Annotated in this window: 18 protein-coding genes; 9 read left to right on the plus strand and 9 right to left on the minus strand. The window is 71.4% G+C overall.

Translation table 11 applies throughout. From position 1 onward, the window contains the following. Positions 1 to 49: 49 nt before the first annotated feature. From AB0B64_RS33795 to AB0B64_RS33805, 3 genes are read left to right on the plus strand one after another with little or no spacing between them, the layout of a single operon-like run. The gene (locus AB0B64_RS33795; protein WP_357957181.1) at positions 50 to 2,149 is read left to right on the plus strand and encodes an alpha-galactosidase; all 2,100 of its coding nucleotides are present in this window, start codon (positions 50 to 52) and stop codon (positions 2,147 to 2,149) included. A gap of 24 nt (positions 2,150 to 2,173) precedes the next feature. Next, positions 2,174 to 2,527, plus strand: coding sequence for a spore germination protein GerW family protein (locus AB0B64_RS33800; RefSeq protein WP_357957179.1), 354 nt, complete (start codon positions 2,174 to 2,176; stop codon positions 2,525 to 2,527). 30 nt (positions 2,528 to 2,557) lie between these two features. Further along, the gene (locus tag AB0B64_RS33805) at positions 2,558 to 3,193 is read left to right on the plus strand and encodes a LysE family translocator (RefSeq protein WP_358182325.1); all 636 of its coding nucleotides are present in this window, start codon (positions 2,558 to 2,560) and stop codon (positions 3,191 to 3,193) included. A 22-nt stretch (positions 3,194 to 3,215) separates the two neighbouring features. Here the strand turns inward: AB0B64_RS33805 and AB0B64_RS33810 are convergent, their stop codons facing one another. Beyond that, on the minus strand, positions 3,216 to 3,938 hold the full coding sequence (locus AB0B64_RS33810) for a VIT1/CCC1 transporter family protein (protein ID WP_357957176.1): 723 nt from the start codon (positions 3,936 to 3,938) through the stop codon (positions 3,216 to 3,218). 211 nt (positions 3,939 to 4,149) lie between these two features. Next, positions 4,150 to 4,827 carry a hypothetical protein gene (locus AB0B64_RS33815; RefSeq protein WP_358182328.1) on the minus strand — a complete coding sequence of 226 codons (678 nt, stop codon included), beginning with the start codon at positions 4,825 to 4,827 and terminating at the stop codon, positions 4,150 to 4,152. 274 nt (positions 4,828 to 5,101) lie between these two features. Between AB0B64_RS33815 and AB0B64_RS33820 the strand changes: the two genes are divergently transcribed. From AB0B64_RS33820 to AB0B64_RS33840, 5 genes are all read left to right on the plus strand, one after another. Next, a complete protein-coding gene (locus AB0B64_RS33820) occupies positions 5,102 to 8,488 on the plus strand; it encodes a phosphodiester glycosidase family protein (RefSeq protein WP_358182331.1) in 3,387 nt (1,128 codons plus the stop codon). An 89-nt stretch (positions 8,489 to 8,577) separates the two neighbouring features. Further along, positions 8,578 to 9,699 (plus strand): amidohydrolase family protein, encoded by a 1,122-nt coding sequence (locus AB0B64_RS33825; protein WP_357957170.1) that lies wholly within the window; start codon positions 8,578 to 8,580, stop codon positions 9,697 to 9,699. A gap of 52 nt (positions 9,700 to 9,751) precedes the next feature. Next, the gene (locus tag AB0B64_RS33830; RefSeq protein ID WP_357957168.1) at positions 9,752 to 10,981 is read left to right on the plus strand and encodes a M20 family metallopeptidase; all 1,230 of its coding nucleotides are present in this window, start codon (positions 9,752 to 9,754) and stop codon (positions 10,979 to 10,981) included. Positions 10,982 to 11,110: 129 nt separating this feature from the next. Continuing rightward, on the plus strand, positions 11,111 to 13,930 hold the full coding sequence (locus tag AB0B64_RS33835; protein WP_358182334.1) for a glycoside hydrolase family 2 TIM barrel-domain containing protein: 2,820 nt from the start codon (positions 11,111 to 11,113) through the stop codon (positions 13,928 to 13,930). Between the two features lie 139 nt (positions 13,931 to 14,069). Then, complete coding sequence (locus tag AB0B64_RS33840) at positions 14,070 to 14,879, plus strand: methyltransferase domain-containing protein (protein WP_357957164.1); 810 nt, start codon at positions 14,070 to 14,072, stop codon at positions 14,877 to 14,879. 282 nt (positions 14,880 to 15,161) lie between these two features. Here AB0B64_RS33840 and manD read toward each other — a convergent pair whose 3' ends face one another. Genes manD through AB0B64_RS33860 form a run of 4 tightly spaced genes read right to left on the minus strand, consistent with a single transcriptional unit; the run spans position 15,162 to position 19,472 of the window. Further along, a complete protein-coding gene (manD, locus tag AB0B64_RS33845) occupies positions 15,162 to 16,349 on the minus strand; it encodes a D-mannonate dehydratase ManD (RefSeq protein WP_357957162.1) in 1,188 nt (395 codons plus the stop codon). 24 nt (positions 16,350 to 16,373) lie between these two features. Continuing rightward, positions 16,374 to 17,186, minus strand: a complete 813-nt coding sequence (locus AB0B64_RS33850; RefSeq protein WP_357957160.1) for a carbohydrate ABC transporter permease — start codon at positions 17,184 to 17,186, stop codon at positions 16,374 to 16,376. Then, positions 17,183 to 18,127 (minus strand): sugar ABC transporter permease, encoded by a 945-nt coding sequence (locus tag AB0B64_RS33855; RefSeq protein WP_358182337.1) that lies wholly within the window; start codon positions 18,125 to 18,127, stop codon positions 17,183 to 17,185. The genes AB0B64_RS33850 and AB0B64_RS33855 overlap by 4 nt, the downstream gene beginning before the upstream one ends. A gap of 7 nt (positions 18,128 to 18,134) precedes the next feature. Then, the gene (locus AB0B64_RS33860; RefSeq protein WP_358182340.1) at positions 18,135 to 19,472 is read right to left on the minus strand and encodes an extracellular solute-binding protein; all 1,338 of its coding nucleotides are present in this window, start codon (positions 19,470 to 19,472) and stop codon (positions 18,135 to 18,137) included. A gap of 298 nt (positions 19,473 to 19,770) precedes the next feature. Here AB0B64_RS33860 and AB0B64_RS33865 point away from each other — a divergent pair, with 298 nt between their 5' ends. After that, complete coding sequence (locus AB0B64_RS33865) at positions 19,771 to 20,508, plus strand: GntR family transcriptional regulator (RefSeq protein ID WP_357957154.1); 738 nt, start codon at positions 19,771 to 19,773, stop codon at positions 20,506 to 20,508. Positions 20,509 to 20,618: 110 nt separating this feature from the next. On the opposite strand, the gene AB0B64_RS33870 is transcribed toward AB0B64_RS33865, so the two are convergent. From AB0B64_RS33870 to AB0B64_RS33880, 3 genes are read right to left on the minus strand one after another with little or no spacing between them, the layout of a single operon-like run. Beyond that, positions 20,619 to 21,614, minus strand: a complete 996-nt coding sequence (locus tag AB0B64_RS33870) for a BadF/BadG/BcrA/BcrD ATPase family protein (RefSeq protein ID WP_357957152.1) — start codon at positions 21,612 to 21,614, stop codon at positions 20,619 to 20,621. 2 nt (positions 21,615 to 21,616) lie between these two features. Further along, positions 21,617 to 22,918: a hypothetical protein gene (locus AB0B64_RS33875; RefSeq protein WP_358182343.1), complete on the minus strand. Its 1,302-nt coding sequence runs from the start codon at positions 22,916 to 22,918 to the stop codon at positions 21,617 to 21,619. 40 nt (positions 22,919 to 22,958) lie between these two features. After that, positions 22,959 to 23,780 (minus strand): 6-phosphogluconolactonase, encoded by an 822-nt coding sequence (locus AB0B64_RS33880; protein ID WP_357957148.1) that lies wholly within the window; start codon positions 23,778 to 23,780, stop codon positions 22,959 to 22,961. Positions 23,781 to 23,868: the final 88 nt, after the last annotated feature.

The following is a 23,868-nucleotide window of genomic DNA, read 5'->3' on the forward strand; positions in this document are numbered from 1 at the left end:
GCGATGAGTGGCATTGACGGCGGGGCCGATAGGTCCGACGATCGCAGGCATGCCCCTCATCCCTGTTCCCGCCCACGCGCACACATGGGCTGCACTCACCCGCGATACCTCCTATGTCTTCGGGTTCGAGGAAGCCGACGGCGATACTCGGGTCGTGCAGTGGTACTGGGGGCCCCGGTTACCCGCCGGGGCCCTCGGCCAGGTCGCCGAGCACGCCCCCGGCTGGATCGTCACCGGCTTCCTCGACCCCGACGACGCGACGGAGATGCTGCCCGTCGACGGCGGCCGCCGCTGGGGCGTGCCCTCGCTCCAGGCCGTCTACGAGGGCGGGGTCCGCTCCGTCGAGCTCGGCTTCGAGGACGCCGTCCTCGGTGAGAACGAGGTGGAGGTGGTCCTGCGCGACCACGCCTACGGCCTCCGGGTGGGCCTGCACGTACGGGTCTTCGACGACTGCGACGTCATCGAGCGCTGGGTGAACGTCACCAACGAGTCGGCCGCGCCCCTGCGGCTGCGGCGGCTCGACTCGGGCAGCTGGGTGATCCCCGAACAGGCGGGCTTCCGCTACACCAGCGCCGCCGGGGGCTGGGGCCGCGAGACTCAGCTCCAGAGCGGCGAACTGCCGGCGGGGGAGACCACATTCGGCAGCAGGACCGGCACCACCTCGCACAAGGCCAACCCGTGGATCATGCTCGGCGACGCCACCGAGGACACCGGCGACCTCTGGACAGTCGCGCTCGCCTGGAGCGGCTCCTGGCGGCTCACCACGCAGCGCCGCCCCGAGGGCGACGTCGCGGTCAGCGCCGGATTCGGCCACGAGGGCCTGACCTGGCCCCTCGGTTCCGGCCAGTCGCTGCGCACCCCCTCCGCGCTCGGCCTGCACACCGCCGGCGGTTACGGCGCGGCCAGCCGGGCCTGGCACGACTACGCCCGCAAGCACGTCCTGCCCAGACCCGGCGAGGAACGGCCCGTCCTGTACAACTCGTGGGAGGCCACCGGGTTCGACGTCACCGAGGCCGGCCAGCTGGACCTGGCCCGCCGGGCCGCCGACCTCGGCGTGGAGCTGTTCGTGGTGGACGACGGCTGGTTCGGCGCCCGCACCGACGACACGCGCGGGCTCGGCGACTGGTGGCCCAACCCCGAGCGCTTCCCGCACGGCCTGCGCCCGCTCTTCCAGGGCGTACGCGACCTCGGCCTGCTCGCCGGGCTCTGGGTCGAGCCCGAGATGGTCAACCCCGACAGCGACCTGTACCGGAAGAACCCCGACTGGGTGCTGCACTACCCGGAACGCCGCCGCGACACCATGCGCAACCAGCTCGTGCTCAACTACGCCCGCGACGACGTGCGCGAGTGGGCGCTCGGCTGGCTCGACCAGCTCGTCCGCGAGTACGGCCTGGCCTACCTCAAATGGGACATGAACCGCAGCTTCAGCCAGGCAGGCTGGGCCGAGGGCGGCGACCTGCTCTGGATCGAGCACACCAGGGGCGTCTACACGATCATGGACGAGCTGCGCGGGCGCCATCCGGGGCTCCGCATCGAGTCGTGCTCGGGCGGTGGCGGCCGGGCCGACTTCGGCATGCTCCGCCGTACGGACCAGGTGTGGACCTCCGACAACACCGACGCCCGCGACCGGCAGGTGATCCAGCGGGGCTTCTCCTACCTCTATCCCGCCGGCGCCATGTCGTGCTGGGTGACCGACAGCCCCAACCCGATCACCCACCGGGAGGTGCCGCTGCGCTACCGCTTCCACGTGGCCATGGCGGGCACGCTCGGCATCGGCGGCGACCTCACCCGGTGGAGCGCCGCGGAGCTCGAGGAGGCCAGGCAGCTCATCGCCGACTACAAGGCCGTCCGCCCGGTGATCCAGCACGGCGCGCTGCACCGGCTGGCCGGCCGGCCCGGTGAGAGCGCCTCCGCCGTCCAGTACACGCTCGGCGACCAGGTGGTCGTGCTCGCCTACAACCCCTTCGCGCTGGACAAGCAGCCGCCCCGGCGGCTCCGCCTGGCCGGGCTCGACCCGTCGGCCGTCTACGAGGGGCCCGGCGGCTCCTGGTACGGGGCCACGCTGATGCACCACGGCCTCACCCTGCCCACCTGGTTCCACTCCGGCGCCGACTACCGCAGCGAGATGGTGGTGCTGCGCCGGGTCTAGGGCCAGCATGTGGGGATGGACATCATGGAATTAGTCGAACGCGCGAAGGACTCCGCCACCGTCAAGCGGGTCTTCGGCGACCCGATCCAGCAGGACGGCGTCACGGTCATCCCCGTCGCCCGGGTCGTCCAGGGCGGCGGCGGGGGCATGGGCAGGCAGGAAGCCTCCGTGGATCCGGACGCCGCGCCCGGCGGCGAAGGCAGCGGCGGCGGATTCGGCCTCAGCGCCACTCCCGCCGGGGTGTTCGTGGTGAAGGACGGCGACGTCCGCTGGCAGCCGGCGGTCGACGTCAACCGCATCGTCATCGGCGGCCAGATCGTGGCCATCGTGCTGCTGCTGACCATCCGATCGATCCTCAAGAAAAGCCGCAAGCGCTGATTTTTGCCTGTTTTTAGTACCGTGAGCGTCATGACCTCTGTGACGCAAGTGCTGGCTTTCGGCGGTGTGGTGATGCTCGGGGCCATGTCCCCAGGGCCCGATTTCGCCGTCGTGGTACGGCGCTCGGCGATCTCCGGTCGCCTGTACGGCATGGCGGCGGCGCTGGGCATCTCGATCGGCGTGTTCGCCTGGGTGGTGGCCGCGGCGACTGGCGTCGCCGCGCTGCTGGCGGCCTCGGCGATGGCGTTCACCGTGGTCAAGGTCGTCGGGGCCGCCTACCTGCTGTTCCTGGGCGTCAAGGCGTGGCGCGCCGCCCTGCGCAAGGGCGGCGCGCTGGAACTGGAGGCGCCGGACCCGGGGAAGCGGAGCGCGTGGGCGGCCTTCGTCGAGGGACTGCTGACGAACGCGCTCAACCCCAAGGCGGCGCTGTTCTTCGTGGCGCTCGTGCCGCAGTTCGTCAGCGAGGGCGCGTCCCCGGGCGACACGCTCACGCTGTCGGTCATCGCGCTGGCACTGACGGTGCTGTGGTTCCTCCTGGTGGCCAACATCGTGGGAGCGCTGCGCAAGGTCTTCGCCAGGCCGGCGGTACGGAAGGCGGTCGACGGGCTGACGGGCGCGGCCCTCATCGCCCTCGGCGTCAACCTGGCCGCCGCCAGCCGCCCATAGCTCTCTGTCCGGGGCAGTTGGTCTATGAGACGGTGACGCCCAGCAGGTGGCCCAGGCCGAACGTCACGGCGGCGGCCCCGGCGCCCAGCGCGAGCTGGCGCAGGCCGCCCAGCCACCACGGGCGGGCCGTCATCCGCGCCACCGCCGCGCCGAACACGAACAGCGCCACCAGGCTCAGCACCAGCGCCACCGCCAGCCCCGAGGCCCCGAACAGGAACGGCGCCAGCGGCACCACCGCCCCGGCCGCGAACGCGCAGAACGACGACCCGGCCGCGACGTACGGCGACGGCAGATCGTCGGGATCGACGCCCAGCTCCTCACGTACATGCACCCGCAACGCCTGCTCGGGATCCGCCGACAGCCCGGCCGCCACCCGCGCCGCCAGGTCGGCGTCCAGGCCGCGGGCACGGTAGATCGCGGTCAGCTCGGCCAGCTCGCCTTCGGGGTCGCGGGCCAGCTCACGGCGCTCCACGGCGATCTCGGCCCGCATCAGCTCCGTCTGCGACTTCACGGAGGTGTACTCGCCCGCCGCCATCGAGCACGCGCCCGCGATCAATCCGGCGAACCCGGCGAGCACCGCCCCACGGCCCGCACCCGCCGCCCCGACGACTCCGGCGATCAATGCGAAATTGGACACCAGTCCATCCATCGCCCCGAACACCGCCGGCCGCAACCAGCCACCGGTCACGTCGCGGTGGCTGTGGTGCCTCTCGGGAGAGTACGGCCGGTCGAGCTCGATGGTCATGAACATCCTCCGCCTCAATAACGCCTTAAGACGAAATTTAGGCAGATGTCATGATGATCCGCAACGAAGGGGAGGCTTCCCTGACCTGCGACAAGGCGCGGGTCGCGAACGTGTGTGCGGGTGTGGCTCGGGGGTCGGGTGGGCGCGCGAGACCCGGAGGGAGGCGCGGCGCCTCCCCCAGGAGCCGGGTCGGACAGAGGCCCGGGCCGGGTCAGATGCGAGCAGGGGTGACCGGCTCCGGGGCGGTCTGGGTGTTGGTGCCGCGGATCAGGGCCTCGCAGTCCGCTATGGCGCCGGTCAGCAGGTCGCGCAGCAGGGTGTCCGGGTCCGGGATGCAGGCCTGGACGATGCCCACCACCGAGAGCTGCACCGCGTTCGGCGCCGCGTACCGGCGGAAGCCCTTCTCCGTGATCCGGGCCGCGCGGCTGAAGCGCCTGGCCTGCTCCGCCGCGTGCGGGACCAGCGCCATCGCCCGCTGGCTCTCCTCGCTCAGCGGGACCGTGCTGAACCGGCCCGAGGCCGGCTGGCCGGACGGGACGCCGTCGAGTCTGGCCAGCATCTCCTCGGCCGCCAGCACCGACACCGCGAGTGCCAGTTGACGCTCGGCCGCCGAGACCGGGAGCGCGGTCGTCGCGCACCGCAGCGCGATCCGGGCGTCCACCCGGAGGTCGTCGGCGTTCAGGTCGATGATCGATGGAACGAGGCCCACGAGGCGGGCCCGGTTCGCGTCGCTGGTGTTGTCGTTGACCAAGCGGGCGAGTGCGGCCAGCAGCGGGTGCGTGCAGGCCGGGTGGTCGCTCCACCGCTCTCCGGCTAGGTAGGACGCCAGCTCCATGAAGCAGGCGCCGCGCTTCGGGTTGCGATGCCTGCCGCGTGACAGAACCGGCATGTGATCAAGCTGATTGTCCACGGGGTGCTCCACTGCTCCACGGGATGCTGCTCTACGGGATCGCCGTCTTTCCAGTCTGCGCTGATAACAGCAACAACGCCAGTGATGGGGGATTTTGCCTCCCCTGCAGCCTGCCCGGTGGGCGCGCACGCACACCTGGGGTAAGAGGGATGCCACCTTTGTGGATCAGTTCGGTCGCCGGAAGCCGCTGAAATTATTCTTTAGTTCATCGTCAAGCCTTGAAAGTTATAACCGCGAACGATTGAGTTCGGTCGTGCAGACCCTCCGCTACGCGGCCGTCGCGGCCGCGCTCGTCTTAGGGATCGCCGCCCCCGCGCAGGCCGATCCCCAACCCCCCGCCGAAGACGCGCTGAAGGCGTCGTCCTATCCGCCGCCCTCCACGCTGCTGACCCAGGCCGTCACCGGCAAGCAGCTGGAGACGGCCAAGAAGACCCGGCCGGTGGCCCCCGGCATCTCGCTGACCTCGTTCGACCGCTACGACGAGCTCGGCTGGCTGCGGGCCGACGCCGTCACCGCCGACCTGGGCGCCGCGAAGGCCGACTACGTCTACTCCGGCGAGGTGTCCAAGACCGAGCCGCTGTCCGGGCCCGCCAAGCGCGCCCACGCCGTCGCGGCCGTCAACGGCGACTTCTTCGACATCAACAGCTCGGGCGCCGCCCTGGGCATCGGCGTCCAGAACGGCACGCTCATCCAGTCGCCCGCCTCCGGCCACGACAAGGCCGTCGCGATCACCGGCGACGGCATCGGGCGGGTGCTGAGGATGTACTTCGAGGGCACCGCCACCCCCGCAGGCGGCGCGCCGATCACCCTGACCCAGTTCAACCAGATCGTCCAGGCGGGCGGGGTCGGCCTGTTCACGCCGCTGTGGGGCTCCTACAATCGGGCCCGCGCCGTCGAGGGCGCCACCGCCGTGACCGAGGTCGAGCTGGTCGACGGCGTGGTCTCGGCGGTACGCCAGGCGCCGGGAACCGGCCCGATCCCGGCGGGCACCACGATCCTGCTCGGCCGTGACGCCGCGGCCGCCACGCTGGCCGGGCTCAAGCAAGGCGACAAGATCGACGTGAAGTACCAGCCGAAGTCGTCGGACGGCGACGCCGTCAAGGCGGCGGTCGGCGGCAACTACGTCCTGGTCAAGGACGGCGCCGTGCAGAGCTCCACCGACCCGGCCGCGCACCCGCGCACCGCGGTCGGCTTCTCGGCCGACGGCAGGAAGATGTACCTGCTGACCGTCGACGGCCGCCAGGCCGACAGCCGTGGCGTCACGCTCAACGAGCTGGCCGCGATGATGGTCGAGCTCGGCGCCGCCAACGCGCTCAACCTCGACGGCGGCGGCTCCTCCACGATGCTCGCCCGCGAGCCGGGCTCCGCCGACGTCCAGGTCGAGAACAGCCCGTCCGACGGCGGCGAGCGTCACGTGCCGAACGGCCTGGCCCTGTTCGCCCCCGAGGGCAGCGGCAAACTCAAGGGCTTCTGGCTGGAGACGGCCGGCGACCCCGCCAAGGCGCCCGGTGCTTCTCCCGTCGCCGGTGGCCGCCCCGACCGGGTCTTCCCCGGCCTCACGCGGCGGCTGACCGCCGCCGGATACGACGAGACGTACGGCCCGGCGGCCGGCACCCCGTCCTGGCGCGCCGAGCCGATGGTGCACGGCGTCATCCGTGACGGCAAGTTCCACGCCCTGGTCCCCGGCCAGACGACGGTCACCGCCTCCCGTGGCGCCGCCAAGGGCACGCTGCAGCTGACCGTGCTCCAGCCGCTCCAGCGGCTCGGCGCCACCGTGGACCGGGTCGGCCTGGCCGGCGCGGACGCCACGGCCACCTTCGGCGTCGTCGGCTACGACCACAACGGCAACACCGCGCCCATCGAACCGGACGACCTCACGCTCGACTACGACCACGACGCCTTCGAGGTGACGCCCGCCGACCAGGGCTACTTCACCGTCAAGTCCAAGAAGGCGACCACGTCCGGCCTGATCACCGCCAAGGTGGGCAAGATCAGCACCGCCGTGCCCGTCACCGTGGGCTTCGAGGACAAGCCGGTCGCCGACTTCGAGAACGCGGCCCAGTGGAGCTTCGCCGCCGCCCGGGCCACCGGCTCGCTGTCGGCCGCGCCCGGCCAGAGCGGGGGCGGCCTCAAGCTGTCGTACGACTTCACCCAGTCCACCGCGACCCGCGCCGCCTACGCCAGCCCGCCGCAGCAGATCGAGGTGGCGGGGCAGCCGCAGGCGTTCGGCCTGTGGATCAACTCCACCGGCAAGGGCGAGTGGCCCAGCCTGGAGTTCTACGACGGCCAGGGGCAGTCGCAGATCCTGCGCGGCCCGTACATGACCTGGACCGGCTGGAAGTACGTCGAGTTCGCCGTGCCGTCCGGCGTCACCTACCCGCTCAAGCTGCGGCGCTTCTACGTGGCTGAGACCAAGACCGACGCGAAGTACACCAACGACATCCTCATCGACGGACTGGTGGCCAAGGTGCCGCCGTCGGTGACGGCGCCGCCCGCCCAGAAGGTCGCCGACCCGGTCGTCAAGCCCGAGGTGGCCAAGATGCCGTGGCGGTTCGCCGTCATGTCGGACGCCCAGTTCGTGGCCCGCGACCCGGACAGCGACATCGTCAAGAACGCCCGCCGTACGCTTCAGGAGATCAAGGCCGCCAAGCCCGACTTCCTGCTGATCAACGGTGACCTGGTGGACGAGGCGTCGCCCGAGGACTTCGCGCTGGCCAAGAAGATCCTCGACGAGGAGCTCGGCGGGACGCTGCCGTACCACTACATCCCGGGCAACCACGAGGTGATGGGCGGCAAGATCGACAACTTCAAGGCCGTCTTCGGCGACACGTACCAGACCTTCGACCACAAGGGCACCCGGTTCGTCACGCTGGACACCTCGCGGCTGAACCTGCGGGGCGGCGGCTTCGACCAGGTCGCCCTGCTCCGGGCCCAGCTCGACGCGGCGGCTCGGGACGCGTCCGTCGGCTCGGTGGCGGTGCTGTTCCACGTGCCGCCGCGCGACCCCACGCCCGGCAAGGGCAGTCAGCTCGGCGACCGCAAGGAGGCCGCGCTGGTCGAGGGCTGGCTGGCGGACTTCCAGCGGACCACCGGCAAGGGCGCCGCCTACATCGGGGCCCACGTCGGCACGTTCAACGCCTCGCACGTCGACGCGGTGCCGTACTTCATCAACGGCAACTCCGGCAAGAACCCGGCCACCGCGGCCGACGACGGCGGCTTCACCGGCTGGTCGCTGTGGGGCGTGGACCCGGTCACCGCGCAGGAGGCGGAGCACGTCAAGCGCAACTGGTTCGCCGACGCGCCCAGCTGGCTCGGCGCCCAGGTACGGCCGCACGTGGACGACCTCGCTCTCGCGGCCCCCGCGACCGTGCAGGTCGGCAAGACCGCGGCCGTGTCGGCGACGGTCAAGCAGGGCACCCGGGTGGTGCCCGCCGCCTACCCGGTGTCCGTGGCGTGGTCGGGCTCGCCGAACCTGCACATCGGGTCGCGGCAGAGCGCCAAGCCCTGGGACGTCGCCGTGCTCGACCCCGCGACGGGGACGCTCACGGCGCTGCGTAAGGGCCAGGTGACCGTCGCGCTGACGGTCAGCGGCGTCACCCGCCAGGCGACGATCGCGCTGACGGCCAACGCGGCCGCCTGACAAAAGCGGCCGCCTGACGTAACAGGCGCCTGACACACGGCGGTGGGGGTCACCACACCCGGCCCCCACCGCCGGACACAATGGACGTCATGACGGACCTCGTCGAGACCATCGAACGGCTCGAGCTGGTCGACCACCATGTCCACGGAGCCACCGCGCACGACCTGACGCGTACCGCGTTCGAGGAGCTGATCACCGAGTCGGACCGGCCGGTGCCGCACTGGATGACCCAGTTCGACTCCCAGGTCGGCCACGCGATCCTGCGCCACTGCGCGCCCGTGCTCGGCCTCGACCCGCACCCCACGCCCGAGGAATACCTGGCCAGAAGGGCCAGGCTGGGCGCGGCCGAGGTCAACGGGCGGCTGCTGGCGGCCTCCGGGGTGGGTCACTTCCTCGTCGAGACCGGCTACCGGGGCGAGGAGATCCTCAGCCCGGCGGGCATGGCCGAGGTCAGCGGCCGGCCCGCCGACGAGATCGTCCGCCTGGAGTCGGTGGCCGAGCAGGTCGCCGAGGGTGACGCGGCCGGGTTCGCCGACCGGTTCGGCGAGGCGCTCCACGAGCGCACCCGTACGGCCCGCGGCCTGAAGACCATCGCCGCCTACCGCCACGGCCTCGACTTCGACCCCGCCCGGCCCGGCCCGGCCGAGGTCGCCGAGGCGGCGGGCCGGTGGCAGGAGGAGGGCGGGCGACTCCGTGACCCGGTGCTGCTGCGCCACGTCATCTGGGCCGGTATCGAGCGCGGGCTGCCCCTGCAGTTCCACACCGGGTTCGGCGATCCCGACCTCGACCTGCGCCGATCCGACCCGCTGCTGCTGCGCGGGCTGATCGAACTGGCCGAGCCGACGGGGGTGCCGCTGCTGTTGCTGCACTGCTACCCGTACCAGCGTCACGCCGGGTTCCTCGCCCACGCCTATCCGAACGTCTACTTCGACGTGGGCCTGGGCGTCACCTACACGGGTGCGCGCGGCGCCGAGGTGGTCGCGGAGAGCCTGGAGCTGGCGCCGTTCGCCAAGATCCTCTTCTCGTCGGACGCCTGGGGGCCCGCTGAGCTGCACCATCTCGGGGCCGAGCTGTGGCGACGGGCGATGGCGCGGGTGCTCGGCGGCCTCGTGGCCGACGGCGAGTGGTCGGCCGCCCAGGCGGTGCGCGTGGCGGCCATGGTGGGGGCTGAGAACGCCCGCCGCGTGTACGACCTGGGCCCGGACGGGTGAGGACGGCGGCGAAATGGGCACCGGGGGAAGGAGTGACGAAAGGAGCATCTGGGTGAGCCCGGGGGAACTGCTGCGCGAGGCGCTACTTGACGAACTGCCCGCCGCCGTGAAGCTCAGGCGGGAGCTGCACGCGCAGCCGTGCGTGTCCGGGGAGGAGGGGCCGACACTCAAACGCGTGCTCGACGCGCTGTCGGGCGGCCTCGTGGAGTACGTGGCGGGCACCGGCGCCGTGATCAGGATCGGCTCTCCCGGCCCCGCGGTCGGCGTGCGCGGCGAGCTCGACGCACTGCCCATCGCCGAGCGCACCCGCGTCCCGTGGGCCGCCACCAACGGCGCCATGCACGCCTGCGGTCATGACGTGCACCTGGCCGCCGTCGTCGCCCTGGCCCGCGCGGTGGCGAAGGTCCGCGCCGTCGTGGACGCCGGGGTGGAGGAGGCAGGGGATCCGGGATCGACGGGACTGTCCGCCTGGAGCTGGGACGAGATCGCGCCGCTGGTCGTGGTGCTGCAGCCGCGCGAGGAGACCTACCCCTCCGGCGCCTTCGACGTGGTCGAGTCCGGCGTGCTCGATCGGCACCAGGTACGCGCCATGATCGGCGCGCACGTCCAGCCCGTACTCACCGCCGGCGTGGTCTCCTGCACGCCAGGGGCGGTCAACGCCTCGGCCGACGAGTTCGAGCTGACCGTCAGGGGCGCCGAGGGTCACGCCGCCTACCCCCACCTGGCCCGCGACCCCGTCGTGGCCATGTCCCAGATCATCGTGGCCGCCCAGCAGATGGTCAGCCGCGCCGCCGACCCCATGGTGCCCACCGTGGTCACGTTCGGCATGGTCAACGCGGGCACCGCGCCGAACGCCATCCCCGGCGAGGCCGTGGCCAGGGGGACGCTGCGGACCATGTCCGAGTCGTGGCGCCGCGGCCTGCACGACCGGTTCACCCAGCTGGTCGAGGACGTGGCCAGGGCGCACGGCTGCCACGGCGAGGTGCGGGTCCTGCCGGGGGAGCCGGTGCTGGCCAACGACCCGGCGCTGGCCGTACAGACCGGGGAACTGCTGCGGCACCAGGGATGGACGGTCACCGAGGAGCTGCGCTCGTGCGGCGCGGACGACTTCGCGGCCTACGCGTCGGTGATGCCGTCGCTGATGATGTTCGTCGGCGTCGACACGGCCGCCGGGCTGCACAGCCCGGACTTCCTGCCGGGAGACGACGGGGTGGCGGCCACGGCGGAGGCGCTGCTGGCCGGATATCTCACGGCGGGGGGCCGTCCGGCCCGCGCGAGATGACGCCGCTGTCCGACTGCACCGGGACGGACAAGACGCCGGCCGGTTGCACCAGGACGGACAAGAAACTCACCAATACTCACCAATACTCATCAATGACGAAACCGCCCAGAACCTTTAGGCTCGGCGGCGATGGATCTCGAAAACTTCGCACCCGGTTCGGGCCGCCTCGAACCCAGGGCCGCACTACGTTCTGACGCCCCTTCCCTCGACCTGAACGGCGACTGGCGCTTCCGCCTCTCTCCGTCCGCTGTCCTGCCGGACGACTTCGCCGATCCCGGCTACGACGACTCCGCCTGGGACACCCTGCCGGTGCCGTCGCACTGGCAGCTGCACGGGCACGGCTCGCCCGCGTACACCAACGACCTGTACCCCTTCCCCGTCGACCCGCCGCACGTGCCGAACGAGAACCCGACCGGTGACCACCGCCGCGTGTTCGACCTGCCCGAGGGCTGGACCGGCGGGCGGCTGCGGTTCGAGGGCGTGGAGTCCTTCGCCCGGGTCTGGCTGAACGGCCACGAGCTGGGCCACTCGACCGGCAGCCGCCTGCCCGTCGAGTTCGACGCCGGACCGTGGCTGGTGCCGGGCCGCAACGTGCTCGCCGTCCGCGTCCACCAGTGGTCGGCCGCCAGCTACCTGGAAGACCAGGACATGTGGTGGCTGCCCGGCATCTTCCGGGACGTGTCACTGACCCGCTCGGCCGCCGACGTCTTCGTCCACGCCGCCTATGCCGACGGTCGCGGCACGCTGAGCTTCGACGGCCCCGGACGGCTGGCCATCGCCGAGCTCGGCGTCGCCGACCTGGCGCCCGGCACCGAGATCGTCGTCGACGCCGAGCCGTGGACCGCCGAGACGCCCCGTCTGTACGAGGCCGTGGTCACGCTGCCCGAGGAGACCGTACGGGTGCGTGTCGGGTTCCGCACGATCTCCATCGAGGACGGGGTGCTCCTGGCCAACGGCCGTCCGCTGCTGCTCAAGGGCGTGAACCGGCACGAGTTCCACCCGGAGCACGGCCGCGCCGTACCGTACGAGACCATGCGCGCCGACGTGCTGCTGATGAAGCGCCACAACGTCAACGCCGTCAGGACCAGCCACTACCCGCCGCACCCCGGCTTCCTCGACCTCTGCGACGAGCTGGGCCTCTGGGTGATCGACGAGTGCGACCTGGAGACGCACGGCTTCGGCCACGTCGGCTGGCGCGGCAACCCCACGGACGACCCGCGCTGGGCCGAGGCGTGCGTGGACCGGATGCGCCGCACGGTCGAACGGGACAAGAACCACCCGAGCGTGATCATGTGGTCCCTCGGCAACGAGGCCGGAGTCGGCCAGAACCTGAGCCTCATGGCCGACTGGACCCGGCAGCGCGACCCGTCACGGCCGATCCACTACGAGGGCGACCGCTCGTGCGCCGACACCGACGTGTACTCGCGGATGTACGCCTCGCACGCCGAGGTCGAGGCCATCGGGCAGGGGGTGGAGGACCCGCTGGCCGACCCCGAGCTCGACGCCAGGCGGCGGGCGATGCCGTTCGTGCAGTGCGAGTACGCCCACGCGATGGGCAACGGGCCCGGCGGCCTGGCCGACTACCAGGAGCTGTTCGAGCGCTATCCACGGCTGGCCGGCGGGTTCATCTGGGAGTGGATCGATCACGGTCTGGCACACCCGGAGTTCGAGTACGCCTATGGCGGTGACTACGACGAGCCGGTGCACGACGGGAACTTCGTGATCGACGGGCTGGTCTTCCCCGACCGGACGCCCTCGCCGGGACTGCTGGACCTGAAGAAGGTGTTCGAGCCGGTCCGGTTCGCCTTCGACGACCAGGCCCAGGTCGTGCGGGTGGCCAACCACCACGGCTATCGCGACCTGTCGCACCTGGGGTTCGTCGCGGTGGTCGAGGAGGAGGGGGTGGCGGTCGCCGAGTTCCCGCTCGACGTGCCCGCGACGGGTGGCGAGGTCAAGCTGCCCGACCTGCCCGGTGGGGAGGGGGAGCGCTGGCTGACGGTACGGGCGGTGCTCGCCACCGACCAGCCGTGGGCCGCCGCCGGTCACGAGGTGGCGTGGGGCCAGACCCGCCTGTCCACCGAAGCCGGACTGTCATCTGGCGCCCAGGGCGGCCTGACCTCCGCAGCCCGGGCGGCGTCTGGTGGCCGGGGCGTCGGTTCTGAGGCGGACCTGGAGTTCGACCCCGGCACCGGGCGGCTCACCCGCCTGTTCGGGATCGAGGTCGAGGGGCCACGGCTGGAGCTCTGGCGGGCGCCGATCGACAACGACACCTACGGCGGGCTGGCGGATCGCTGGCGGCAGCTCGGCCTGCATCGGCTCACCCACCGAGTGGACGCCGTGGAGACCGGCGACGGGCTGACCGTACGCGCCAGGGTCGCACCGGCGGCCACCGACCTGGGCCTGCACGTGGTCTACCGGTGGACCGCCACGGACGGCGGGCTGGAACTGACCGTGGACGTCGAGCCGGACGGGGAGTGGAGCCTGCCCCTTCCGAGGCTCGGCGTCGTGATGGCGCTGCCCGCGGCGTTCGGCGACGTCACCTGGTTCGGCAGGGGTCCGGGGGAGGCGTACCCCGACACCGGCATGGCCGCCAGGGTAGGCCGATGGTCCGCCACCGTCGAGGACCTGCAGACGCCGTACGTCTACCCGCAGGAGAACGGGCACCGAGCGGATGTCCGCTGGGCCGAGCTGACCGGCCAGTCCGGCGGCCTCCGGGTGACGGGCGCTCCGGTGTTCGGCCTCACCGCCCGCCGCTGGACCACGGCGGAGCTGGAGGCGGCCCGCCACCGGCCGGACCTGACGCCGGGCGACCGGGTGCACGTCAACCTGGACTTCGCTCAGCACGGCGTCGGCACCGCGTCGTGCGGTCCGGCCACGCTGCCGCAGTACGAACTCCACGCCCGGCCTGCCACCTTCCGTCTCCGCTTCACCCCGACGGAAGGCGCCTGACGCCCTGCTGTTCTGACGGCCCGGGGCCTCACGGCCTCGGGTCTGACGGCCTGATGCCCAGTGCCCAGTGCCCGCTGTGATTGCCTTTCCCACCGCAACTCCACCCTCTCCTCCCCCCCTCTGTCGCAAAGGAGTCGTCATGGATGCCAAGCAGTACATGGCCGGTGTGTTCGACCGCGCGTCCGGCACCTACGAACAGGTCGGCGTGCCGTTCTTCGGCCCGGTGGCCGCCGAGCTGGTACGGCAGGCCGCGCCGGAGCCGGGCGACCGGGTGCTGGACGTCGGATGCGGGACCGGCGCCTCACTGGTCCCAGCGGCAGGGGCGGTGGGGCCGACGGGCCGGGTGGTCGGGCTGGACCTCGCGCCGGGGATGGTCGCCGCCACCACGGCCGAGATCGAGCGGCACGGCCTGACGCACGCGACGGTCCTCCAGGGTGACGCGGAACGGGCCGAGGAGTTGCTGCCCGGCGAGCGGTTCGACGTCGTGCTGGCCGGGATGATGCTGTACTTCCTGCCCGACCCGCTGGCCGCCGTACGCTCCATGACCGGCCTCCTCCGGCCCGGCGGACGGCTGGCCGCCAGCCTGCTGGCCCAGGCGAGCCCGGCCGAGGCCGACCTGCTCGGCCTCGTGGCGCGGGCCCTGGCCCCGTACACCGCCGACGCGGGCACCGCCCCCTTCCACCGCACCCTCAACACGGCCGAGGAGCTGACCGAGCTGCTCGTGGCGGGCGGACTGGAGGGGGTTCGCTGCGAGGACGTGGTGTTCGAGGTGGTCGTCGAGGCCGGACAGGTATGGGACTGGCTGTGGTCGGCCGCCCGCCGCGCCTCCCTGGAGACCATCCCCGAATACCTGCACCCGGAGGCCAGGGCGGCCCTGGAAGACGCCCTGGCGTACGAGACGTTCGTGCTCCCCCGCACGGTGCGATTCGCCACCGGGACCCGCGCCTGACGGGGACCCGGCCGTGAGAGCCGGGGCGGGTACGACGACCGGTGTCCGCCTCAGACCGTCCTCGCGAGGGTCACCAGGCGGTCGCCGGTCCTCACCGTGTCCTCATCGTGGGCGACGCAGCCCGCGCAGGAAATTCCACAGGGGGAACGGGGTGCCGGTCATCCGGCGGCCTCATCCGCACGGGACGGCTGCGCGTCGGCGGGACCGGTGGTACGCGCGTGGACGTGCTCGCCGCTGAGTTCGTACCCGCTCCCCAGGCGAGCTGGGCTTCTCGAAGAGGCATTACCAGTCGTGGACGGTGCCGTCCTGGAGCCGGTTGACCGGCAGGTAGGACGGCTCGTACGGGTGCGCGGCCGCCAGTTCCTCATCGAGGTCGACGCCGAGCCCCGGCGCTTGTCCCGGATGCAGGTGGCCGTCGGTGAAGGTGTAGGCGTGGGGGAAGACGGAGTGGGTCAGGTCGGTGTGTCCGGCGTACTCCTGGATGCCGAAGTTGTGGATCGCCAGGCCGAGGTGGATGGCGGCGGCCATGCCGACGGGGGAGATGTCCTCGGGTCCGTGGACGGCGCTCTTGATCTGGTACTGGGCGGCGAAGTCGAACAGTTTCTTCAGCGGGGACACCCCGCCGAAGTGGGTGACGGCGGAGCGCACGTAGTCGATGAGCTGCTCGGTCACCAGTGTCTGGTAGTCGAAGACGGTGTTGAAGACCTCGCCGATGGCCAGGGGTGTGGTGGTGTGCCGGCGGACGAGGCGCAGCCCTTCCTGGTTCTCGGCGGGGGTGCAGTCCTCCAGCCAGAACAGGTCGTACGGCTCAAGATCTTTCCCCAGCCGGGCCGCCTGATTCGGGGTGAGGCGGTGGTGGGCGTCGTGGAGCAGCGGCAGGTCGGGGCCGAACTCCTGGCGTACCGCGTCGAACACCTTGGGGATGGTGCGCAGGTAGGCGGCGGTGTCCCAGTCCTCCACGACGGGGCGGCGCCCGGTGGCGGAGGTGACGCCGTACACCCGTTTGAGGCCCGGGACGCCCGCCTGCACCCGGATCGCCGGATAGCCGTCGGCGAGCCGGGCGCGGACGGAGTCGAGCAGTTCCGGAATGTCGCGCCCGCCGGCGTGGCCGTAGGTGCCGACCCGCTCTCGGCTCGCGCCGCCCAGCAGCTGGTAGAGCGGCAGGCCCGCGACCTTCGCCTTGATGTCCCACAGCGCCGTGTCGACGGCGGCGATGGCGGCCATCGTCACCGGCCCGCGCCGCCAGTACGCGCCCCGGTAGAGGGACTGCCAGGTGTCCTCGATGCGGTGGGGGTCGGTCCCCAGGAGCAGGGGGACGACGTGGTCACGCAGGTAGGCGGCCGCGGCGAGCTCACGTCCGTTGAGAGTCGCGTCGCCGAGGCCGGTGACGCCCTCGTCGGTCTCCACCTTCAGAGTGACGAAGTTGCGGCCCGGGCTGGTCAGGACCACAGTGGCGTCGACGATCTTCATGAGCGACCTTTCTGAGAACGGGGATCAGCCCTTGAGGGCGCCGGAGAGCATGCCGCGGATGAACTGCCGCTGGAAGAACAGGTAGAGGCCGACGATGGGCAGCGACATGAGCACCGCCGCGGCGGCCAGCAGGTTGACCTGCACGAGGTAGCGGCCCGAGAACGTGCCGAGCCCCAGCGTCAGGGGCTGGTGGCCGGAGTCGGCCACGAGGATCAGGGACAGGAAGTAGTCGTTCCAGGTCCACATGAAGCTGAGCACGACGAACGTCAGGATGGCCGGCCGGGAGATCGGCAGGTAGATCCGCCACAGGCGCGTCCAGGAGCCGGCTCCGTCGAGTTCGGCGGACTCGGCGATGCCGGCCGGCACCGTACGGAACGCCGCGCGCATCCAGAATGCGCCGAAGCTCACGCCCATGCCGACGTGCGCGAGGATGATGCCCTGGTAGCCGTCGGTGAGGCCGAAGGACAGGAAGTCGTAGTACAGCGGCACGATGATCGACTCCATCGGGATCATGATGCCGAGGAGCATGAGCGGGAAGATGGCCTTCTCCCCGACCACGCCGAGCACGCCGAACGCGTACCCGCTCATCACCGCCAGCACGGTGGAGACGAGCACGACGATCCCGGTGATGATCACACTGGAGCGCAGGTAGTGCGCGAAGCCGGCCTGCTGCCACGCGGCGGCGAAGTTGGACCACTGCGGATGGGCGAGGTCGAGCGTGCCGCTGGTGCTGGGGCTGAGGGCCACGCCGAGGATGTACACGATCGGGAACAGCACGCTGGCGGCCAGGAGCGTCAGGAACGCGTAGTTGAAGAGCTTTTCCCGGGTGGAGATCATCGGGTTCCGTCCTCGGTGAGCCGTACCACGACGAGCGCGATGAGAAGGGAGACCAGCGCCAGGACGACACCGATGGCGGAGGCCGACCCGACATCGGGATTGGCGAAGGCGCGCTGGTACATGACGATGGTGGGGGTGATGGTCGAGGTGCCGGGGCCGCCGCGGGTGGTGAGCCACACGATGTCGAACACCCGGATCGCGCCCAGCACCGTGAGGGTCACGGCGATCGCGAGCTGCCCGCGCAGCCCGGGGAGGGTCACCGTTCGGAACTCGCGCAGGGGGCCCGCGCCGTCCACCCGCGCCGCGTCGTACAGCTCTGACGGGATGGACTGCGTGCCGGCGATGAACAGCACCATGCACAGGCCGAAGGCCGCCCACGTGCCGGCGAGGCCGATCGCGGGCAGCGCCCAGTCGTAGTCGCCCAGCCAGCCGTGGGCCAGGGAGTCGAGGCCGAAGGCGCGCAGCACCGAGTTGATCGGCCCGTCGGGTGCGTAAACGCGCTTCCACATGACCGCGGTGACCGCCGGGGTGAGGACCTGTGGCAGGAAGATGATCCAGCGGTAGACCGCCGCGCCCCTGACGTCCTTGCGGGCGGTGAGCGCGGCGCTGGTCAGGCCGAGCGTGATGGGCAGGACCGAGAAGAACACGATGAAGAACAGGGTGTGCTCGATCGCCTGCCGCAGCGCCGGGTCCTGGAGGAAGCCGAGGTAGTTGGCCAGGCCCGCCCACGTCGCCGCGGTGATGCCGTTCCAGTGGTAGAACGACAGCCACACGCCCTGGACCGCGGGAACGAGCACGACGATCCCGTACACGAGCAGGGCGGGCGCCAGGTAGGCCAGCCCCAGCCACCGGCGCCTGCGGCGGTGGCTGGAGGGTGCCTGCGCATGCTGCGTGGTCCGCGCGGACGCGCTGCGCGCCGGGAGTTGCTTCACGGTCACCATGGCGCGGCTACTTCCCCAGCGTCCGCTGGAACTTGTCGTAGTCGGCCTGCGCCGATCGGACGACCGCCTCCGGCTGGACCTTGCCGGCGAGCAGGTCCTGCATCTGCGTCTGGATCGTGGTGAGCAGGGTCGGCGTGGCCCAGTCGAGGTACGGGACGGAGGCATCGTCGGCCGAGAGCTGGGCCGCCGCGGCGACGTCGTCGGCGAACAGCGGGTCGTCACCGGCCGGTTCGACGGTGGCGAGCAGCGGCATCGTGGTGTGCTCCACGGCGATCCGCGCGGCCTCGGGGCTGGCCGCGAAGTTCAGGAACGCCGCGGCGGCGTCCGGGTGCGCGCTCTTGGCGGATACGGAGAGGTTGCTGGCCGACGACGCGGTCGCGACCGCGTGGCCGCCGTCCGCGCGGGGCATCAGGAACGATCCGAAGTCCTTGCTCTGGCCCTTCTTCAGCGGCAGAGAGCCGGAGTAGTCGAACCGGAAGAGCGCCTTGCCGTCGACGAACGCCTGTGCCGCGTCCTGGCTCGGGACGGCGGCGAAGTCCTTGGTGAGATAGCCCTTGTCCGCCCACTGCTTCACTTTGGCGGCGGCCTCGGGGAAGCCCGTGTCGGCCATCTGGACGGCGTTCTGGGAGTAGATGAAGTCGGAGATCCGGTTCTGCTGCCCGAGGGCGTCCATCGTGGCGAACAGCGGGCCGGTGATGCCCACCTGCTCCAGATTGCCCAGGGAGATCGGCGTGAGTCCGGCTGACTTGGCCTTGGCCAGGGCGCTGTCGAAGTCGGCGAAGGTTTTCGGCACGGTCGCGCCGATCCGGCTGAGCAGCGAGCGGTTGTAGTACACCTCGACGACCGACGCCCGTGCCACCGGGGCGCCGAACACCGACCCGGTGCCCATCTGCTTGCCGTCGGTGGAGAACTGGTGCTGGCGCAGGATCGACGCCGGGAACTTCGTGCGCCAGCCGTACGCGTCGGCGTAGTCGTCGAGGTTGCGGACGAGCCCGCCCTGGACCAGGGTGCCGAGCGACTGCCAGCCGTTGTTGGCGGGCACGATGTCGGGTGGGTTCCCGGACCGCAGCCTCAGCGGCAGCGCCTTCATCACGTCGTCCCACGGCATGGAGGTCCGCTCGACCTTGATGTTGGGGTACCTCTTCTCGAATGCCGAGACGACGTCGTTGATCCAGGCGAGGTCGGTGCCGCCGGTGAAGTAGTCGAGCACCCGGAGGCTGGCCTTGCCCATCTTCGCCGGGTCGGTGATGACCGGTCCGGCCGTCGAGGTCTCGGTCACGGCCCCGCCGGAGGCGCCGGGCACGCAAGCCGTGAGCAGCCCCGCCGCCGCGAGTGATGTCGCCACGGCGGCGAGTCGCCTTGTTCTTCCGAGCGTGGTTCTTCCGAGCGTGACCACGGTGTCTCCTGTCTTCGAGGGGAGGAACGGGCTCCGCCGGACGGTGACGTCGGCAGCCGCCTCATCGGCGAGCCGACGGGCTCCCGGGTATCGACGAGCATAGGGTGACCAGACCAGTTAGTCCAGATGTCATCAAATGGTTTGCTTGGCGTTCCAGCGGTAAGGGGAGTGTCCGCCATTGCCGTCCGGCGATCCCGTGCGAGAATTCGGTATGTCTGGTCCGCTCCCGCGTGCTACCGTGACCGCCATGAGCACCGGTGTGGACACGGAGGCGGGCAGCGCCGTTATGGAGACCTACCGGAGGCTCGGTGACGCCCTCCGGCGGGGAGTGTTCGCGGCGGGCAGCCGGCTTCCCGGGGAGCGTGACCTGGCCGAAAGCCTCGGCGTCAGCCGTTCGACTCTACGTCATGCCCTGGCTCGCCTCGCTGACGAGGGCAAGCTGGAGCGCTCCGCGCAGCGCGGCTGGTTCGTCGCCCGCAACGTCGTCGGCGAGCCGCCGAGCACCCTGCAGAGCTTCTCGGAGATGGCCAGAGCCCGCGGCCTCACCGCGACCGCGGAGATCCTGCTGCGGAGTGAGCGACCGGCGAGCTTCGAGGAGGCCGAGCAGCTCGGCATCGCCCCGGCCGCGCGCGTCCTGGAGCTGCGCCGGCTGCGCAGTCTCGACGGGGTGCCCGTCTGTCTCGACTCGAGCGTGGTGGTGTTGTCCCAGGCGGCGGCACTGGCCGACGTCGACCTCACCGACCGCTCCCTGTACGAGACGCTTGAGCGCGAGTGCGGCATCCGCATCGCACGTAGTTCCTACACCGTGCGCGCGGACGCCGCCGACGCGGAGATCGCGCGGCTGCTCCAGGTCGATCGCGGCGCCCCGGTGCTGGTCGGCGAGGAGGTCACCTACGCCGACGACGGCACTCCCATTCTCGCCGGCCGCATGATCTACCGCAGCGACGCCTACCGCTTCCAGGCCGACCTGTTCCGCCCCATCTGACGGCGTCAGGCCGCGTACGCCGGCCGGCCCGTCGGACATGACGGCCGACGGGCGGTTCGTCCGGCTCGATGGGCGCGCTCATGGCGCTCCTCTCAGGAGGTGGAGTCCTGTCAGGTTTCGAGGAACGCCTTCGGCGGGAGCGTGCCCGCCAGTCGGTCCAGAACCGCTTCCCTCAGGGGCACGCCACCCTCGCCCAGAGCGTCCAGCGTCGCCCCGGCGACAGGGGGGAGCGCGCCGCGGTGCGGCACCGCGCCGGGGACGTGCGCGGGCAACTCCGCCAGCATCGCCCGGGTGACCGGGGAGGCGTCCGCCATGAGCACCGACCCGGACAGCACCACGCTCACCGGCCCGCCGGCGGCGATCAGGCCGGTACGCCGCGCGGCCACGCCGGCGTACATGGCGAGGTGACGGCCCTGCGCCTGGACGATCTCCACCGCGACCGGATCGCCGGCGACCGCCGCGGCGGTGACCGCCCGCGCGCACCCGGCCTTCTGCGGGTGGGTGGCGGCTCCCTCACGACGGGTGAACCAGTGGTTCAGCTCATCCACCGAGGGCCGGTCGTAGTGCGCCAGCAGCGCCGCCGTCAGCTCCGTTCGCGGGCCGAGACCGAGTTCGGCCAGGTTCACGGCGCGGAACGCCTCGATCGCCAGGCCGAGCGCGCCCATCGCGTGCTGGCCCCGCCAGCCCATGTCCCACAGGGTTCCGTCGGGGCCGCGCGCCGCGATAGCCGCGGCGGTGCCGGCCGCGACCGCGACGCCGACACCGGACGGCTCGCCGCACCGGATCGCGGCGTACCCGTCGTTGAGTATCGACCTGGAGGGGTACCTCTCGCCGAGGGCGTGCTCCCAGTAGGTCCGGTCCTCGGGCCAGTCGACCCCGGCCAGCCGGAAGGCCGCGCCGGCGACGTCGGCACGGCGCGCCCCCGCCTGGGCGAGGGCGGTGCCGATCGCCGCCAGCACCTCGCTCACCGCCGCCTCCGGACCGGCCGCGCCGTAGATGTCGCCGCAGCCCGACCGGCCCGCCCCGGCGATCATCCCGGTCGCGTCGCAGACCAGCGCGGCGGTCTTGCTGTTGCCGGCGTCGACGCCGAGGTAGAGCGTGCTCATGATCAGGGGATCAGCCGCTCGGGCAGCCAAGCGGCCTGGGCGGTGGCGAGCTCGCCGTACAGCGCCTCGGCGACCGTGAGCGAGGGGACCAGCGGGTTGGCCGTCAGGGCGCGTACCGCATCGGCGACCGTGCCGTCCCAGGCCGCCTTGGCCGTGAGGATCTGGTAATCGGCGAGCTGGCGGGTGATGCCGAGTACGGAGCGGGGCAGCGGCTTCTGCGGCTCGGGGTGGAAGCCCTTCGCGTCGACGGTGCCCCACAGTTCGACCACCGTGCGCTCGTCGAACCCGGGAAGCGCGCCGCCGGCGTTGGGGATGTTGAACGGCAGTCGCGCGCCGGTGTCGTTGTAGAACGCGCTGATCGCGTCGATCGCCAGCTCCAGCTCATGGATGCCGCCGCGCGAACGCGCCGGGTCGAGGTGCGGCGCGTCAGACTCGGCCTGCTCGCGGTAGTGCGCCCAGTAGCCGTCGAGCGAGGCCATGATGACCTCCGACCGGGTCAGCGGCGCCAGCTGCCGCTCGCGGAGGATCTCGTCCTTGAAGTAGTAGTAGTTGAAGTAATCCGACGGAATCGACTCCATGGCCACGGCGAGGTGCAGCGCGCGCATGCCGTTGACGTCGTCGGTCGGCCGGTCCCGTAGCGCCTCCCAGCGCTCGCGCAGGATCGGGAAAGCGTCCTGGCCGTCGTAGGTGGCCTCGTTCGACCAGCAGTTGTGGTTGACCCCGGTCATGTTGGCGGCCAGCTTGTCCGGGTCGAGCCCCGCCGCCTTGGCCACGACCGGCGGGAAGACGATCGGCCCCTCACAGAACGACACGATCGGAATGTCGGTGTTGTCGGCCACGGCCTGAGAGACGATGTTGACCGGGTTGGTGTAGTTGAAGATCCGCGCCCCCGGCGCGACCTCGGCGAGGTTCGCGCACAGTTCCTTGATGACGTGCACGGAGCGCAGCGCCATCATCATGCCACCGGGTCCTTGCGTCTCCTGGCCGATGACGCCGTACTTCAGCGGGATCCGCTCGTCGATCGCCCGCGCCGCGAATCCGCCCGGCCGGAAGCTGGACAACACCGCGTCGACGTCGCGAAGTCCCTCCCGCTGGTCGGTGGTCGCGGTCACCGTGATGTCGAGACCGGCGTTGCGGGCCATCTTCTCGGTGATCGTCTTGACGTTCTCCAGATGTGCGGGGTCGAGATCGATCAGCACGAACTCCGAGCCGTCGAACTCCGCGCCGTGATGCATGAACGACGCCATCGTCCCGGGAGCGCGCGACGAACCTCCGCCGAGATACGCGAGCTTGATGCGGGCCATAACTGTCTCCTCAAGGGTGTCAATAGAGGCTAGGTGCAGGTCAGGGACGGTCGAACGCGGGCTGCGCGGCCACCAGGCCGGTCGCCGCGTCGGCGAGCAGGCGGGGCCGGGCGCAGTCGCTCAGAACGGTGGCGGGCCAGCCGGGGTCGTAGCCCTCGGCCGCGGCGAGCCGGCGCGCCGCCTCGGCCTTGTCCGCGCCGTGCACCACCATCACGACGCGCTTCGACAGGTCCCGGATGGTCCCGACGCCCACGGTCACGCCGTACGCGGGGACCTCCTCCAGCCCGCCGAACGTCGGGAAGGTGACGAGGTTGTCGCGGCGGGTCCGCTCGGCCAGTTCCACCACGCGGGTGCGGGTGTTCGCGCCGGTGCCGGCGGGGTTGAAGGCGATGTGGCCGTCGCTCGCGCCGGAGGCCAGGATGAACAGGTCGACGCCGCCGATGCCGGCGATCCGGCGGTCGTACTCGTCGGGGTCGGCGGGATCGGGCACCCAGAGCCTGTCGTGGGTGATGCCGCGCCCGGCGCCGGCCGCCGCGTTGAGCGGCTCGACGATCTCGGCGTGGCCGAAACGCACGCAGCTGTGCGGCAGGCCCGGGGCGATCCGGCGGAACAGGCCGGAGTCCTCGGCGCGGACGACGTACTCGTCCATCATGGCGATCACCACGTGGCCCAGGTCCAGCCTCCGGGCCGCGACCTCGTCCGCCAGCGCCGAGTAGGTGCTGTGCGCGCTGCGCCCGCCGGGACAGCCGAGAACGTACGGCCGGCCGCGGCGGGCGGCGTCTTCGAGCTCCGTCGCGATCTCCGCGGCGAGGGCGCGTCCCAGAGCCTCGGGATCGGGGAACACGGTTGGCGGCACGCGCACGGACTCAACTCCTCAGTGGACCAGTTATACCAGTCACTCTAGCTTGGTCTGCCTGGTTCTCGCAATGGCGAGGATGTCGGAAGCTGAG

Origin of the sequence: Nonomuraea sp. NPDC049129, assembly GCF_040648495.1 — a bacterium.
Lineage (GTDB): Bacteria > Actinomycetota > Actinomycetes > Streptosporangiales > Streptosporangiaceae > Nonomuraea.

Excerpts from the sequence above, each read along its gene's own strand:
- AB0B64_RS33825 (WP_357957170.1), top strand. The coding sequence starts at position 8,578 with ATGACGGACCTCGTCGAGACCATCGAACGGCTCGAGCTGGTCGACCAC.
- AB0B64_RS33855 (WP_358182337.1), bottom strand. The coding sequence starts at position 18,127 with ATGGTGACCGTGAAGCAACTCCCGGCGCGCAGCGCGTCCGCGCGGACC.
- AB0B64_RS33840 (WP_357957164.1), top strand. The coding sequence starts at position 14,070 with ATGGATGCCAAGCAGTACATGGCCGGTGTGTTCGACCGCGCGTCCGGC.
- AB0B64_RS33800 (WP_357957179.1), top strand. The coding sequence starts at position 2,174 with ATGGAATTAGTCGAACGCGCGAAGGACTCCGCCACCGTCAAGCGGGTC.
- AB0B64_RS33815 (WP_358182328.1), bottom strand. The coding sequence starts at position 4,827 with ATGCCGGTTCTGTCACGCGGCAGGCATCGCAACCCGAAGCGCGGCGCC.
- AB0B64_RS33795 (WP_357957181.1), top strand. The coding sequence starts at position 50 with ATGCCCCTCATCCCTGTTCCCGCCCACGCGCACACATGGGCTGCACTC.
- AB0B64_RS33805 (WP_358182325.1), top strand. The coding sequence starts at position 2,558 with ATGACCTCTGTGACGCAAGTGCTGGCTTTCGGCGGTGTGGTGATGCTC.
- AB0B64_RS33865 (WP_357957154.1), top strand. The coding sequence starts at position 19,771 with ATGAGCACCGGTGTGGACACGGAGGCGGGCAGCGCCGTTATGGAGACC.
- manD (WP_357957162.1), bottom strand. The coding sequence starts at position 16,349 with ATGAAGATCGTCGACGCCACTGTGGTCCTGACCAGCCCGGGCCGCAAC.
- AB0B64_RS33835 (WP_358182334.1), top strand. The coding sequence starts at position 11,111 with ATGGATCTCGAAAACTTCGCACCCGGTTCGGGCCGCCTCGAACCCAGG.
- AB0B64_RS33850 (WP_357957160.1), bottom strand. The coding sequence starts at position 17,186 with ATGATCTCCACCCGGGAAAAGCTCTTCAACTACGCGTTCCTGACGCTC.
- AB0B64_RS33875 (WP_358182343.1), bottom strand. The coding sequence starts at position 22,918 with ATGGCCCGCATCAAGCTCGCGTATCTCGGCGGAGGTTCGTCGCGCGCT.
- AB0B64_RS33810 (WP_357957176.1), bottom strand. The coding sequence starts at position 3,938 with ATGACCATCGAGCTCGACCGGCCGTACTCTCCCGAGAGGCACCACAGC.
- AB0B64_RS33870 (WP_357957152.1), bottom strand. The coding sequence starts at position 21,614 with ATGAGCACGCTCTACCTCGGCGTCGACGCCGGCAACAGCAAGACCGCC.